This is a genomic window from Bacteroidota bacterium (assembly GCA_020161395.1).
Lineage (GTDB): Bacteria > Bacteroidota > Ignavibacteria > Ignavibacteriales > Ignavibacteriaceae > UTCHB3.
Genome location: JAIUOE010000003.1, coordinates 201494 through 216676 on the forward strand (window position 1 = coordinate 201494; position 15183 = coordinate 216676).

Below are 15183 nucleotides of genomic sequence, written 5' to 3' on the forward strand. Positions count from 1 at the left end.
GTTCTCTAAGTTAGTTTTTACCGTAATAATCCATCAGTGCATCAAAAAGCATGCGGGCTACTTTCTTATAACCTTCTGCACTGAGATGTGTCATGTCAGCAGTGGTAAGTTTGTCTTTGCCCCAACGCTCCATTGCACCTTCGCCACCCATCGCAGCAAAAAGATCCCAGAACGCAACACCGGCTTTCGAAGCGACATTCTTTTGGACTGTTACAAGTTTTTTCACCATATCGTTTGTTTCGAACTTCGAACCGACTTTTTTGCCTTTATCTCCAACTCCGACAATCAGGATTGGAACACCGGGCATTGCACTCTTAATATGGTTTACCACATCGGTAAATTCTTTTTCATAGTTCGTTGTGTTTTTCACTTTGTCTACTGAGTTCAGACCAAAACTTAGAATTACCAAATCATAGTTCAAATAGCCATGAAAAGCTTTGATGTTATCTTTTGGAATTCTTTTGAGAGCGTTACCATCATCTCCTCTAAGCGGGAAATTATCTACATAAACGCCGTTGCCGGATTCGAGGCTTACTCCATAAAGTGCAGCCTGATTGTCTTTGTCAGCAGTAAGTTTGAATGATTTTGAACCTTTGTAGGTAATGTCAGTGACATTTACACCTTTTCCGGATTTGAATGGAGCTGAATTTTCGCCACCTTTATCAAATTCGTATTTGAAATTACCTGAACCTTCTGTGTAGAATACTCTCACTTTGTCGAAAGTTCTTACAGTTTTATATTTCCAGGTTGTTTCATACTTTACCCAGCTTCCGCTTTTTGGAACAAAGACTCCACCGGAAATACCTGCGCCTCTTTTAGGGTTGCCGTTGATTACGAGCTGTGAGTCCCAGTTTCCCGAAAAATCAAGTTTCGTGGTTGCTCTGTATGCTTTATCCTGAGTAGTAATTGCAACAAAACCGACACCGGTTCCGCCGAATTTCTCCTGAAGTGCTTCGCGGAAATCTGCACAAATATTGTCACCTTCAATGGCTGAATCTCCAAAATAAGCAATTCTTACAGTACCGCTTTTTGAGCCCTTTAAAGCAGAGGCAAATCCTTTAAGCTGGGATGTGTTTCCCGAAATGGGTACTTTCGATTGTAAATCACCCTCAATTCTAAGCTCAGAACTGTAATTCTCGACACTTAAAACATCGTTGTTCACGAGTACGCCATAAGCATCAGCGAGCCCTCTGAAATAGTTGTATTCATCAATTCTTTGAGTTATCTCGTCAGCTTTTACATCCGAAAGAACATCCACTTTCTTGGTTGTAAAAGGACCGATTTCGATTCCTTCGGGGATGTAAGTAAAACCGTACATGGTAATAGCGGCGATTGCCAACAGGAGGAAAGACCGAAATCCGGCAAATTTGTTTGACATGTTATTCTCCATATTAAATTGTTTTCGGTTAACGAAAAATGAGGTCTGATTTAAATACAAATTTAATAAATTATTCCGATAAATCGCATTATATTAGCAAACAAGATTGCAAAATAATCCATTAAAAGTCATGAAATCAAAAACTTCGCTTCTAATTTGTACTATCGTATTACTTTTAAGTTCCCTCGGCTTTGCCCAATCGACGGTTTACCGTGTTACATTCGATGAGGAAATCTCACTTTCTCTCGTTCCCTACCTAAAAAGGGCACTTGAACTGGCAACAAAAGAGAAGGCAGATGCTCTGATAGTCGAGATAAACACCTTTGGCGGCAGAGTTGACGCTGCCACGCAACTGAAAGACCTGCTGATTGATGCAAAAATTCCTACCCTGGCTTTTGTTAATAAGAGAGCCATTTCTGCGGGTGCACTCATTACCCTCTCCTGCAAAAAAATTGCCATGGCACCCGGAAGCACGATGGGAGCCGCGACGGTGGTTGACCAGGAGGGTAAAAAAGGATCTGAAAAATATCAGTCGTATATGCGGGCTGAGATGAGATCTACGGCACAAAAAAACGGCAGAAATCCTAAAATTGCTGAGGGCATGGTCGACGAAAGAATTGTAATACCCGGGCTGGTGGATTCCACACAACTGGTCTCGCTCGATGATGTCGAGGCAGTGAACCTGAAAATGGCTGACACAATAGTCGGTTCGGCAAAAGCTGCGGCAGAGGCTTTTGGTTACTCCAATCCCCTGATCATCGATGTGAAAACCAACTGGGCTGAAGAATTCGTACGATTTTTGAACAACCCGATAATCGCCTCCCTGCTTATAATGCTCGGACTCGCGGGTATATATACTGAAATCAAAACTCCCGGATTCGGTGTGCCGGGTATTCTTGGCATTGTATTTCTCACTCTGTTTTTTGGATCTTCTCTAATTCTTGATCTGGCTTCATGGTTCGAAGTGGTGCTTTTTATCTTGGGCCTTGCAGCTATTCTGGTTGAAATATTTCTGATTCCCGGATTTGGAGTTGCCGGTGTGGTCGGTATTCTCCTTATGATCGCTTCCCTCTTCTTTTCCCTGGTTAATACCGAAGGATATTTCGACTCTTCCCTTATTCAGATGGCTATTATTCAATTGGGGTCGGCAATTTTTGGATTCTTTTTCCTCGGATTTCTTGCTTACAAGTTCCTTCCAAACACCAGGACATTCAAGGCTTTCGTACTGGATACAGAATCGGGTTCAAAAACCGGCTTTACTTCTGCTCCTGATTATTCCGGACTCGTTGGAAAGGAAGGTACAGCGCTTACTGTCCTGAGACCTGCAGGCACAGCTTTGATTGAGGAAAAGAGGTACGATGTTGTAACTCAGGGAGATTATATCGAAAAGGACTCACCCCTCAAAGTAATTATGGTGGAGGGTGTAAGAATAGTGGTTCAGAAACGGATGTAAAAAAAAAGGCTGCCGGATAATCGATATCGGGGCAGCCTCTTAAGAATAACTTACTCAGTTGAGATTATTTAATTTTCTCAACTATGTTCACGATGAGTGATTTTTTAACACTCGTGAATGGAATCTTTTTACCTGTTTTGTCGGGTATCTCACCGCTGAAAGCGATTTCCTCAACAAGATTTGTTCTTGACTTCTGAAGTTTGCCTTCTTTATCATTGTAGTAAACCTTGCCGCCACCGGTAATCAAGCTTTTATCAACTTTGATTCCCTGCTGTGCGAGTTCGGGATTAAATTCATACGATGCATCATATCCTGCATCAATTATGGAAATGTCGCTACCGTTGAATTTACCTTTTTCTTTAAGCGTGTAAAGCTGTGTAGCATTCAACTGGTACATCCTGCTGGGATCTGCAACGGGTGGTTTTTTGTCACTATAGGTCTCATTGGCTTTAAGGCTGCCATTCGAAAAGTTTCTAAACACCTGAAGAATCATTCCCTTAAGATTCTCTGCAACTTCAGTGGTTGCCATTTCTCTCTGCTGTGCAGAAATTGAATCTTTACCATTTGTTTTTGGAAGTGCATTGTCAACAATTTTATCGACTTTGTAGACTTCGCGAATTGTCCCTTTTTTATCGATTCTTGCCATAAAAGAATTACCGGATAAAGCCTCATAGAAGCCAAAATCGATTCTGCTTGTGGAATCGAGTTTGTCACCCGTTTTATACTCTTTTACGGTACCGTTTAGATCTGATTTCACATATACGCTTCTGGTTGTTACTTCAACCTCTGCTATTGTATCTTTGTCAACATCCTTCACTTCAAAATCGATAATAAGTACATTTCTCTGATCAACTTTTTGCGAAATGACGGTATCAGCCTTCATATCCTGTGTAATTTTGTTGATAAAAGCCACTTTGTAAGTGAACTTATCTCCTTTTTCCAGTTTGTAACCGAAAGTTGTAACACCTTCTGCGGCTTTTACATCTTCCACTTTGAGATAATTGGTATCTATTTCTGTGGCACCCTGAACGGCTTCAGAACCTTTTTCTCCACATCCCGAAAGAATCACGACGGAAGACAGAACGAATATTGAAAACATTAGTTTTCTTAATAACATGTTGTTACCTTAAGTTAGTGTATAATAAATACTTGTTTCTAAGTTGCATGAACTGCTGCAGCTCCGGTTTGTAACCTTGAACAACAGCCTCCCACCCTGACTTTTCCAAAACTTCCCTGATCCCATTTTTCCCGGCTTTACCGCTGAATCCTTTTTCCCTGATTTCAAATTTTCCCGGATAAGCCTTTAACAAATGATCAAGGAGGAAAAAACCGAATTTCACAGACTCGAATTCAGGAGTTGTTTCTTTTATTCTTACCCCGTTGCATTTTTCATTCAAATACTTGGGCTTGGTCGCTGCAGCACTTTCACGGGGAGTAAATTCAACTGTTTCCACTTTTTTGATGCCGGGGAATCGTGAGATCGCTTCAGCCAGTTCGCCTGAATTTACAAATGGAGCTCCAAAGATCAGAAACGGATCCTCGGTTCCCCTCCCTTCCGAGAGATTCGTATTCTCAAGAAGACAGTTACCGGGATATACTTTTGCCGCAAGTACCGACCTTAGATTCGGTGACGGATTCAACCATTTCATGCCTGTAGAGTCAAATTCCGTCTCTCTGTAATAACCTTTCATCCTGACAACATCGACATCACACTTAATCTCTTTTCTCTTTAGAATATCATCCTTAAAAAAGAGTGCAAGTTCGCCGACGGTCATCCCATGCGCAATGGGCAATGCTGTTATACCGACAAATGAAAAAAGAGACTCGTCAACAATTGGACCATCCACATATGTGCACGCGATGATATTCGGTTGATCGATAACCAGCACCGGTATCCCTTTTTCACCACACGCTTCCATTACATAATAGAGGGTTGAAATGTATGTGTAGAATCTAACTCCGACATCCCTTATTGAGAAAAGCATGACATCAACCCCGGCGAGCATTTCAGAGGTTGGTTTTTTTGTCGCCCCATATAACGAATAAACCGGCAATCCCGTTTTTTCATCTTTGGAATCGTCTATTTTCTTTCCTGCAGCCGCATCACCACGGAAACCATGCTCAGGACCAAACACAGCAGTAATTTTGATCTTCTTATCGAAATGGAGAGCATCTACGAGATGTTTACCATCTGCCGTAATCGCAGAATGATTTGTTACCACTCCAACCCGTTTTCCTGCAATCTCCGGGACCTTCTCTTCAAGAAACACATCAACACCGTTTTTGAATTTCTCTTTTTCAGAAGCATTTAACGATGTATCTGATCCTGATTCTGTATTTCTTTGACATCCGAATAAAGTAAAAGGAAGGAGAAGAAAAAAAACAGCCACAGAAATCCTGATCAAAGCTTCTCCATAATTTTGTGCTTAGCCATAGCCCATGCTGCAAGTGTCATACCATCAAATATTTTTCCTTGGTAGACCATCGCTTCAAACATGGGAATGAGAATTTCCACTACCCTTAATTCCTCTGTATCGTCCGGGTTCTTCATGTCAGGGACAAGGTCTCTTGCAAAATAAACGAAACAGTTTTCGTTCGTCACACCGTTAAATGGACAGAATTTGCCGATTTTTGTCATTTTTTTTGCAGAAAAACCGGTTTCTTCCCTTAATTCGAGCATAGCAGTTTCCTCAGGTGTCGAACCTGTTTTAATTCCGCCACACGGAAACTCAAGAGAAAACCTCTTGTTCAAATAACGGTATTGTTCCACGAGAAGCAGGTTACCTTCGTCATTTACAGGAATGACCATTGAAGAGCCGTTAGTATCCACATAATAATATTTTCCTTTGAAACCCGTTGAGGGGATTACAAAATCATCAATGCGGTAATTCCAGAAAGGATTTCTGTGATACTCCCGGCTCTTAAGTTTTTTCCAGCGGGAAATTGGCATTAAAGAGGGTAGTTATTCAACCGTTCATCACGGGAAAAGAAATGAGAAATCTCTATAAGTGCATTTTCATCGCTGTCGGAACCGTGCACAGCATTTTCAGCTTTACCGCCGGCATATTTTTTTCTGATTGTGCCCTCTTCTGCTTGTGCAGGGTCTGTTGCTCCGATCAGTTTTCTGAAATCAGCCACTGCATTTTCTTTTTCGAGCATTAATGGAACACATGGTCCTGATGACATGAATTCAACCAGCTCACCGTAGAAAGGTCTCTCTTTGTGAACTTCGTAGAATCCTTTTGCTGAATCCGCGCTCATTCTTGTCATTTTCATCGCTTTTACTTTGAATCCGGCTTCGGTTATCATTGTGATAATTTGACCGATATAATTGTTTCTTACTGCATCAGGTTTAATGATTGCAAAAGTCAGATTGCTCAATATTTTCTCCTAAAATTTAGATTTATGCGTTAACTTTTTTCTTTGATTTGGCATCGAGTGCCTTTTTCATTGTGATACCAATCTCTGCGGGCGAATTTACAACTTTGATACCTGCTTTTTTCATCGCTTCCATCTTTTCGGCGGCAGTACCTTTACCTCCGGAGATAATTGCACCGGCATGTCCCATTCTTCTTCCGGGAGGTGCAGTCTGTCCGGCAATAAATCCTACGACAGGTTTTTTCACATTCTTTTTGATAAATTCGGCAGCCTCTTCTTCAGCGGATCCGCCGATCTCACCGATCATCACGATTCCCTCGGTTTCAGGATCTTCATTGAACAGTTTGATAATGTCAATGAATCTTGAACCAATGACGGGGTCTCCACCAATTCCGACACAGGTTGACTGTCCGATACCGAGATCACTTAATTGCTTTACGGCTTCATAAGTCAAAGTTCCTGAACGGGAAACAACACCAACATTACCCGGTTTATGGATGAAACCGGGCATAATTCCAATTTTCCCTTTCCCGGGGGAAATAACACCGGGGCAGTTTGGTCCGATCAGCACGATACCTTTTTGTCTGATCAGATGATAAACAGGAATCATATCAGCCGCAGGAATTCCTTCGGTAATGCATATGATCACTTTTATTCCTGCGTCTGCAGCTTCAAGTATTGCATCTGCAGCGAACGATGCAGGGACAAAAATCACAGAAGTGTTGGCTTTTGCAATATCCACTGCTTCCTGAACTGTATTGAATACGGGTATTCCCTCAAACTCAGTTCCACCTTTTCCGGGTGTTACTCCCGCAACCACTTTTGTCTTATATTCCACCATTTGTCTGGTGTGAAAAGATCCCTCTCCTCCCGTAATCCCTTGTACCACAAGGCGGGTTTTCTTGTCAACAAGAATGCTCATATTCGTATCCTTTATTCTGCAAAATTTTCAAAATAATCATGCAAGATAACTATTTGTAAAGAATTAATTTATCTGAAAAAAAAAGGCTGCCCGTTTTACCGGGCAGCCTTGGGTTCCAAAATATTTTTGGATTATTGCATCACTGCATTATTGGATTATTTCACGAGCATCATTTTTTTTGTGCTGCTGAATTTTCCTGCATCTATCTTGTAAATGTAGACGCCTGTAGGAAGTGCTGCAGCGTCAAAGCTGACTTCATATTCACCTGCGGTTTTTACCTCGTTGAGTATGGTTGCTACCATCTCTCCAGTAATCGAGTAAACCTTTATTGTGACAGGGCTTTCAGTTGGAATCGCAAATCTTATAATCGTCGAAGGATTAAAAGGATTCGGGTAATTCTGTGAAAGGTTGTATTCTACCGGTACTGTGGCACCTGTGGTCTTGACAGACATTGGTGAGTCGAGTGAGTAGAGTACTCCATTTTCTGTTCCCGCCCATACGATATTCGAAGAAGGTGTTGAGAATACCGAACCGGCACCGAGACCTGAGAGTCCCAGGTTAGTCCAAGTGCTTCCATTATCTGAGCTTCCAAAAATACCATTTGACCATGAAGCCGCATAAACATTGTTGTTTGCATCTGTCGTTACTCCATAAATGAATGCCTGTCCGACCGGTGTGGAGGTCCAGGTATTCCCGTTGTTTGTTGATCTGATGACACCGGCACCATATGTTCCGGCATAAATATTTCCATTTGGTGAAATTGCAAGTGCCCAAATGTGAGGGAAACCTGAGTTAAGATCTGTCCAGGCTGCTCCACCATTGGTTGACTTGATGATACCACCACCGAATGATCCGGCATATATGTTTCCGGAGGCATCTATTGCGAGTGCATGAATTGCAGTACTTAACACACCGGTATTCAATGATGTAAATGAGGCACCATGATCTGCTGATTTAAGTACTCCGAATCCCCATGTACCTGCATAAAGGTTGCCTGACTGATCAATCTTTATCGCCCTGACATCTTTGCCTGTGAGCGAAGTCAGCGACCATGAAGTTCCACCGTTGGTTGATTTGAACAATCCCTGTTCTGTTCCTGCATATATGGTTCCGGATGCATCCACTGCGATTGACCAAACATAGCCAACAGTCATCGTTGGATTGATTCTCTCAAATGTTGAGCCATTTTTCCTGTATATCTTTCCACCGATCGTGCCAACAAGCAGATTACCATTGTTGTCAGAGGTGATTGCCCAGATAAATTCGTTACTCATAAACTGACCCTGGGTTGTCCAGTTGCCGGTTCCTGATCCCGAACTTCCACCTGATCCGCCTGAGCCACCCGATCCACCAGTGTAGTTGAACAGGTGAACTGTAACAGAGGCATAGTCATCTTCTGTGTTGATACCATTGTTCGGTGTGGAATCAGGATCATACTGATCTGAATGAGTTATTTCAGCAATATTCATCACATTTGCATCTACAGGAATGTTACCTGTGAATCCGGTATTGTTCATCTGTCCCTGACCTGTGAAGTTCTTGCAGATCATCTGACCGTTAATAACACCGGTAACGAAGTTCATGTCTGCTTTTGGAGCAAGTATGGAACCCCGTATGTCAATTCCCTGTATGGTAACGCTTGTAGCCTGATGGAAATTGTAAAGTACATTGCTTATCGAAGTGCCGGTAACTGTAAGACCACCTCTCCAGCTTACACTGGTTCCGCTAATGTTTATGAGTACCACAGAACCGTTTGGCACATTGATTGCCATATTGTTTGCCTGTGAAAGCTGTGCACCGTCAACATTGAAGACATTAAGAAGTGGATGAGTTCCGTTCAGTTCCAAACCACCCCACTGGAAAGTTACATTTCCATTTGCAGGATAATTTGAGAGTGAGGTAGATAAATTCAAGAGATAAGAGGAAGCTGCTGCGAAATCGACAACACTTCCTTGTCTTAAAGAACCGTTGTTGATGCTTACTGCATTGATCGGAAGATTTGTTGAATGACCGTAAACAACATTTCCTGAATAGACAGCACCCGAAATGTAGGTAAGATCGTTACCTACTACAAGAACATCTTCGGTTCCGGGAGCAAATGTCAGTTTGTCACCAACACTGTACCCGGCAAAGTGTGCATTATGACCGACAGCAACTTTTCCTTCTGTATCGGATGAAGGCTGGAATGCATCATTCAATACAAACAGGTTGTAGCCAGTTGCAGGTCCAAGATTGAAATAGTTTGAGTTTAATGACTGAAGATTTACGGTTGTTGTCATTTGAAGGGTTGCAGAAGCTCCGTTTGCAAGGCTTCCTACCGTCCACACTCCTGTGTTGCTGTTGTAGCTTCCCTGTGATGCTGAAGCGGAATTGAAAGTCAAGCCCGAAGGAAGATGATCAGTTACTGCAACATTAGTTGCTCCGCTCAAACCATGATTGGTAACTGTAATGGTGAACGAGATAACATCACCGTGGTTACCACTTGTGGAAGAGGCGGTTTTTGAAATGCTTAAATCTGCTGATGAAACCCATGTAACACTTGCATTGGTTGTCACGGTTGTATTCACAGGAGTTGCCAAAACGATTTTTTGCTGATCGTTTGGTCTTGTTTTGTGAATGTAGCGGGTTCCCTGTGGAATTATATGATGTGCAGTGGCTGAAACAGTTGCGGTATTTTGTGAGCCCTGGGTAAGTATCAGATTGCTGACTGTTCCGGTTGCATCTGTAACTGCGGATGAGAAATTTAAACTTCCTGAAGTCGATGTAAAACCAACATTCACTCCCTGCATTGTCTGAAAGGATGCGTTATACGCTGTCAGGTTAAATACTGCATTCTGTCCAACAGGAATCGATTGTGTTCCGGGATTAAAAAGCAGAGTTGAGAGTATCGATCCGCTGTTCGAATTTGCATTCGCATCGGCAATAATGCTCAAAGCTCTGTTTTTGATTGTTGAATTTGTTACTGTACTTGCGTCAACTCCATCACTAAAGTGCCAGATTGCGATCTGAATTGCTGCAGCTTCAGTTGCCGTTGGAGTTCCTGTAAAAGGAGCATAATTATTTAAAATGTAGGAAATATACTGATTGGTTGGACCATCATCAGTATATTCGTTTGGGGAGGAAGTCGACCAGGTAGCAAGCCAATGCGAAATGTCGATGCAATAGAACTTGGCTGCAGTCCCGTTCAAGTCTCCGTTAAGAGTTCCTGCCCAGACATTCATTGTTGTCCCGATTGGGAACTGGAAACTGACATTTTGTCCTGTTCCGGTTCCAAAAACCCTTACAGTAGTGCCGGATGACATCACAGGTGGTGTGACCGGGACAACTGAAGGTTTGTTTGAGATTGAATCAGGTACCACTGCGAAAAGTTGTGATACTGTGATTGATAAAAACAGAATAAAAAGGTTGATTCTTTTCACTTTTTGACCTCATGTGATTAAAATTCGAATCACAATGTTCAAAAAGCGTGCCAAACTCTTATTTCACTTGTTATTACATGATTTAGTACGCGAAGGGGTTATGAAGCAATGTTTGATGTGTATTATTTTGAGATTAATGGATTTACGCTGAATCAAAATGGACAGCCGCGAAAAGAGGTCTGAGAGGTGTTAGCGGCAGGATTTATGCAGTTTTAAGTGTTTTATTAAATTTTGCTGATTTTAATGCCTCATTATGAGACATTATTGTAAAATAAACTCCAGAACATCACGGTTAAAATATTCCGGTTGTTCGAACTGGATAAAATGCCCTGTTTCGTCGTAAGTCTTTATCGTAAAATTAGAAATCCTGGAACGGAATGTTTCGATGATATCCTTAGGGGTCAACCAGGGATGGACGAATGTATTTGGAATCAGTTTGTCATGCTCGCCGAAGATTCCTAAAGCAGGAGTTCTAATTGCATCGAGCCGGTAAGGTACATCGGAATTAATTACCCCGAGAGCACTTCGTGCAATTATTGTGGCATGGAGCCGGAATTCAGATGAATTTCTTATCGCTGTACGGTCGTCGATCATGAATTGTGCGTCTAGAGGGAAGTTTTGGAAGTTAACCTTAACATTATTGGCTATCTGCTGTTCATTATTGGAGATTATCTTATCTGCATTCAAATAACTTTCAATCAGGAGCTTTTCATCATCCGAATAGGTTTCGGCTCCACCCGGAGCAACAAGAACCATTTTGTTAATCTTGTCGGAGTGATCAATCGCCAGTTTTAATGCTATAACACCTCCCATTGAATGTCCACATACTGTAAATTTATCATAGCCCAAAATTTTCATCAGTTCAATGATTACTGAAGCATAGTAGTCCATGGTTGCCGGATGGAGAATTTTGGAAGATTTACCATAACCGGGCAGGTCAACAGCAATGCAACGGAAGTGTTTTGAGAGGAAGTCCAGATTTTTATTCCAGGCTGGGATGTAACTGCCAAGACCGTGAAGGAATACGACGGGTTCGCCATCGCCCATGTCAGTATGGGCGATGACGGTTCCCGCTTCAATTTCGGTTTTCGTTATCTCAAACTTATAGTTGAGGTTTTCGAATTCCATTACTTTATGAAATCGAGTATGGCTTTATTGACTTCAGAGGCTTTTTCTATTATCAACATGTGTCCGCATTGATCGATTTCAACCAGCTTGCTGTTTGGAATTTTAGCAGCACCGGGTTTGAAGATATCTTCAGTGAATCCGGGATTAAGATACGGATTAGGGATAAGTCCATCCTGTTTTCCATAAACAATAAGTGTCGGCACAGTAATGTTTTGGAGCCTGTTCCAGGTGGGTTCGTCAAGCATCGCACCTACGCATTTCAGCACCGCATAAGTGAATTCCTTCATCTCAGTGGCTTTTGCGTTTCTGGCACGCTCCTCCACCATCCATTCCCATTTGTCATCCCAACTGTAAAAATTACTCGCCAGATTTCTTCTGATACCGTCTTCTGGGTTCAGGCGAACACCTTTGGGAGTCAGTGCGTTTCTAAGCCACTCCCCTTCCCCGTACTGGAATCGTTCAAAACCTGCCGGGGCAGCAAGAACGATGCTTTTAATCAATCCGGGGTATTTCAGGGCGAAAATCATCGAAATCTGCCCACCCATCGAGTGACCAACTAATGAAACATTTTTCAGTTTGAGAGTTTCGATCAATTTTTTGACCGTTTCAGCATAAAAACTGAGAGTATAAGGGTAATCACCTTTTTGTGATTTGCCGTAACCGGGAAGATCGACAACAATTACTCTGTGTTTTTTTGCCAGCTCGGGAGCAACATATCTCCAGAATCCGGCGTTGCTTGCCAAGCCGTGAATCAGAATCAATGTGTTGTCACCCGACCCAAGGTCAGCATAAGCCACAGACGGATTTTCGAGAACGGTCTTCGTTGGATATGAGTAATCGACATCCTGAAATTGAAGTGCCGGTGCATCTGTGTATTTAAAGCCCGCACATCCTGTAAAAAGGAAGAGTCCTGTAAGCGCAATTGCAAATATTTTTTTCATCGTTTCCTCCTTTAGAACATGAGCCAGCTAAGCGTTGTAAAAAATGTCCAAGGGTCTTTCGGTTTCTCTCCGGTATATGTCGAGAGCGGAGAATCGTAAAAATCACCTGTCATCATATAGGCTCCATGCACTCCGATTGTGAGAAAGACTTTGAGATTGTACTTCATTTCAAAGTTAATTTCACTCCCCATGAAGTTCCCGCCGCCTTTTAGACTGTTGTTCGAAAGAGCTGCAGCAAATCCGACTTTGCCGTAAAGTTTGTTAGGAATAAAATCTTTGTAAAAGTTGAGGAATCCCGCTGTGACACCAAGACCCATGTTGGAAATGTCGTGCACTGCCGAATAGTATCTGTTAACGACCTGAGGATCGGGGAAAAGAAGGAAGGCTCTGTGATTGGAATAGATTCCAACGGGTGAACCGTAAACATTTCCGGTAATTACAGATGAAAGAGTTCCATCAGCTACTCCGTTTGCATCTCCCGAAGTGTACAATGCCTCGAAAGAAACTTTATCGTTGGCTGTCATACCATATTTGTACTGAACTGATGCATTTGCAGAGAAGCCAAAAATATCTGATATTTTGCCATTGGAACTTCCAACAGTATCAAGGATACCAAAATTTGACATAAAGAATCCGTCGATCCACCAGCGGGAAGCTAAAAAGTCGCGGTTCCATGCGAAATGACCACCGAGCCAGCCAATGTGTCCCTCATATTTTTGATTTACACCGGGGAATTTTACTCTGGTTGCACCATTGTAATCAGCGAGAGCAGAGTTCAATCCTTGGCCAAGAATCGATATGCCACCACCGCCTTTGCCCTTATCATAAACATACCAGGCGTCTATTCCTGCTTCAATCAATGGAGAAGGGTGCCAGAGGAAATCGATCATCCAGAGGATGACATCATCATCTTTGCTTATCTCATTTTCCCAAAGCTGGAACATTCCAAGTCTTAGTTTTGTCGATGGTGAAGGGTCGATGTAAGATGAAATACCAACACCCTGTGTTCCCCAGTAAGATAGTTTATATGCACTCGTTTGTGCAGTCGTGAGCGTATTAATATTCGGGTCTCTGACATTATCAAAAATGCGTTGCATTCCGATTACTACATTCCAGTTGGCATCTTCGGGTCTTAGCTCGACATTAGCCATGAGAGTCTGGAGGTTGATCTGTCCGCCGTTTATAGCTCCACCACGATTGTTGCCGACACCGTAAGCCTGGTCACCCCAGGTATAATCAATTTTAAATAAAGCACGGAAAGTGGCGTAATCATCTAGTATTTGCGGTTTGTAGATGAACATGGGAACAAATCTTTGTTCGAAATACCATGTTGTCTGCGGAATCGTGAATGTTGAGTTTTGACCGAAAAGTCTTCCGATAACCTGCCCCTGAAGAACATCATTGGTTGGAGATACATTTCCTGATGTCATTCGTGTAAACGAATATCCGATAAACTGGAATTCACGGGGAGGTTTTTCTTCGAGTCTGGTGTCCTGTGCAAAAGCAATCAGCGGTATCGCCAGGGCGAGAATAAGAAGTCTGATTTGTTTCATTGTTTCTCCGGCATGGAACGGGGTGACCGGGGTCGGACACTTTTCCGACCCCGTTACGCCCGTGTTCAGGAATTTTTGTTTAGTTTTTTACATATTTTTGGATCCAGGTAACACCAAGAGCGAAGCCGTTATATTTGGTGCTGCCAAATCCTTCTGCTGCTGTTGGAGCTGTGAAACCTGTGATCGCAGGGGTGGTCTGAATAACTTCATACCAAAGTCCTGCTGTATTTACGCGGTAGATACCTGTGGATGTAAGAGCTGATGGAACAGTCTGGTTCAGGGTTATTTCTCTGATTGACATATCTGCAACTGCTTTTGTTGAGTATGTACCTTCAAATGTAACCTGTACATTCGAAGAGTCAGTTGAGATTACTTTATAGGTGCCGTTTGCATTGAAAGTGGCGTCAATTTTTTTGGTTTTGGAAACTGTTTTAAGTCCCGGAGCCACATTAGCGCCATCTGAAAGCCATGTTCCAATAAGTGGTTCGGTTTTTGGAGCCTGTGGAACATATTTCTGTGTCCATGTTGCACCAAGTTTAATACCGTTGTACTTTGTTGATCCGAATCCTTCGGCTGCAGTTGGAGCTGTGAAACCTGTAATTGCAGGATTTGTCTGAATTACTTCATAAGTAAGGTTGCCGCTTGTGCTAACTTCAAAAATACCTGTTGAGGTAAGTGAAGTTGGAACTGTCTGGGAGAGTGTGATGGTCTTTATGGTCGAACCGGTATTATCCGTATAAGTCCATGTACCTTCGAATGTTACCTGTACATTTGAAGAGTCGGTTGAAACCACTTTGTAGGTTTTGTTGGTGTTGAAGGTGGCTACAACTCTTTTTGTTTTTGAAACAGAAACGAGGCCTGGTGCCACATCGGTACCCTCAGAGACCCAGGTTCCAACAAGCGGGTCAACGGTTGGTGTCGGTGGTACTACCGGGTTTTCGTCTTTGTTGCAACCTGTCAGCACGATTGCGAGGAAAAGGATTGAGAGTGAAAAGAGCTTTTTCATGTTTT

At 42.5% G+C, this 15183-nt stretch carries 12 protein-coding genes; 1 reads left to right on the plus strand and 11 read right to left on the minus strand.

All coding sequences use genetic code 11. The annotated features are described in order from the left end of the window. Positions 1–10 precede the first annotated feature (10 nt). Positions 11–1378 carry a GDSL-type esterase/lipase family protein gene (locus LCH52_06200; protein MCA0388071.1) on the minus strand — a complete coding sequence of 456 codons (1368 nt, stop codon included), beginning with the start codon at positions 1376–1378 and terminating at the stop codon, positions 11–13. A 130-nt stretch (positions 1379–1508) separates the two neighbouring features. Between LCH52_06200 and LCH52_06205 the strand changes: the two genes are divergently transcribed. Then, positions 1509–2831, plus strand: coding sequence for a nodulation protein NfeD (locus LCH52_06205; GenBank protein ID MCA0388072.1), 1323 nt, complete (start codon positions 1509–1511; stop codon positions 2829–2831). Positions 2832–2895: 64 nt separating this feature from the next. On the opposite strand, the gene LCH52_06210 is transcribed toward LCH52_06205, so the two are convergent. From LCH52_06210 to LCH52_06255, 10 genes are all read right to left on the minus strand, one after another. Next, complete coding sequence (locus LCH52_06210; GenBank protein ID MCA0388073.1) at positions 2896–3930, minus strand: DUF6263 family protein; 1035 nt, start codon at positions 3928–3930, stop codon at positions 2896–2898. A 22-nt stretch (positions 3931–3952) separates the two neighbouring features. After that, the gene (locus tag LCH52_06215; protein MCA0388074.1) at positions 3953–5221 is read right to left on the minus strand and encodes a DUF1343 domain-containing protein; all 1269 of its coding nucleotides are present in this window, start codon (positions 5219–5221) and stop codon (positions 3953–3955) included. An 11-nt stretch (positions 5222–5232) separates the two neighbouring features. Further along, the gene (locus tag LCH52_06220; GenBank protein ID MCA0388075.1) at positions 5233–5781 is read right to left on the minus strand and encodes an NUDIX hydrolase; all 549 of its coding nucleotides are present in this window, start codon (positions 5779–5781) and stop codon (positions 5233–5235) included. Then, on the minus strand, positions 5781–6215 hold the full coding sequence (gene ndk, locus LCH52_06225; GenBank protein MCA0388076.1) for a nucleoside-diphosphate kinase: 435 nt from the start codon (positions 6213–6215) through the stop codon (positions 5781–5783). Before ndk ends, LCH52_06220 begins: the two co-directional genes overlap by 1 nt. Positions 6216–6234: 19 nt before the next feature. Then, entirely contained in the window at positions 6235–7131 is an 897-nt protein-coding gene (gene sucD / locus LCH52_06230; GenBank protein MCA0388077.1) for a succinate--CoA ligase subunit alpha, read from the minus strand. Between the two features lie 155 nt (positions 7132–7286). Then, positions 7287–10550: a choice-of-anchor A family protein gene (locus LCH52_06235; protein ID MCA0388078.1), complete on the minus strand. Its 3264-nt coding sequence runs from the start codon at positions 10548–10550 to the stop codon at positions 7287–7289. A 261-nt stretch (positions 10551–10811) separates the two neighbouring features. Then, positions 10812–11678 carry an alpha/beta hydrolase gene (locus LCH52_06240; protein MCA0388079.1) on the minus strand — a complete coding sequence of 289 codons (867 nt, stop codon included), beginning with the start codon at positions 11676–11678 and terminating at the stop codon, positions 10812–10814. Continuing rightward, positions 11678–12619, minus strand: a complete 942-nt coding sequence (locus tag LCH52_06245) for an alpha/beta hydrolase (GenBank protein MCA0388080.1) — start codon at positions 12617–12619, stop codon at positions 11678–11680. Before LCH52_06245 ends, LCH52_06240 begins: the two co-directional genes overlap by 1 nt. Before the next feature lie 11 nt (positions 12620–12630). Next, positions 12631–14172 carry a hypothetical protein gene (locus LCH52_06250; GenBank protein ID MCA0388081.1) on the minus strand — a complete coding sequence of 514 codons (1542 nt, stop codon included), beginning with the start codon at positions 14170–14172 and terminating at the stop codon, positions 12631–12633. A 79-nt stretch (positions 14173–14251) separates the two neighbouring features. Then, positions 14252–15178, minus strand: coding sequence for a hypothetical protein (locus LCH52_06255; protein MCA0388082.1), 927 nt, complete (start codon positions 15176–15178; stop codon positions 14252–14254). Between the last annotated feature and the right edge of the window lie 5 nt (positions 15179–15183).

Coding starts and splice junctions, on each gene's coding strand:
- LCH52_06250 (MCA0388081.1), bottom strand. CDS start 14,172: ATGAAACAAATCAGACTTCTTATTCTCGCCCTGGCGATACCGCTGATT.
- LCH52_06255 (MCA0388082.1), bottom strand. CDS start 15,178: ATGAAAAAGCTCTTTTCACTCTCAATCCTTTTCCTCGCAATCGTGCTG.
- LCH52_06245 (MCA0388080.1), bottom strand. CDS start 12,619: ATGAAAAAAATATTTGCAATTGCGCTTACAGGACTCTTCCTTTTTACA.
- LCH52_06240 (MCA0388079.1), bottom strand. CDS start 11,678: ATGGAATTCGAAAACCTCAACTATAAGTTTGAGATAACGAAAACCGAA.
- LCH52_06205 (MCA0388072.1), top strand. CDS start 1,509: ATGAAATCAAAAACTTCGCTTCTAATTTGTACTATCGTATTACTTTTA.
- LCH52_06200 (MCA0388071.1), bottom strand. CDS start 1,378: ATGTCAAACAAATTTGCCGGATTTCGGTCTTTCCTCCTGTTGGCAATC.
- LCH52_06210 (MCA0388073.1), bottom strand. CDS start 3,930: ATGTTTTCAATATTCGTTCTGTCTTCCGTCGTGATTCTTTCGGGATGT.
- LCH52_06220 (MCA0388075.1), bottom strand. CDS start 5,781: ATGCCAATTTCCCGCTGGAAAAAACTTAAGAGCCGGGAGTATCACAGA.
- sucD (MCA0388077.1), bottom strand. CDS start 7,131: ATGAGCATTCTTGTTGACAAGAAAACCCGCCTTGTGGTACAAGGGATT.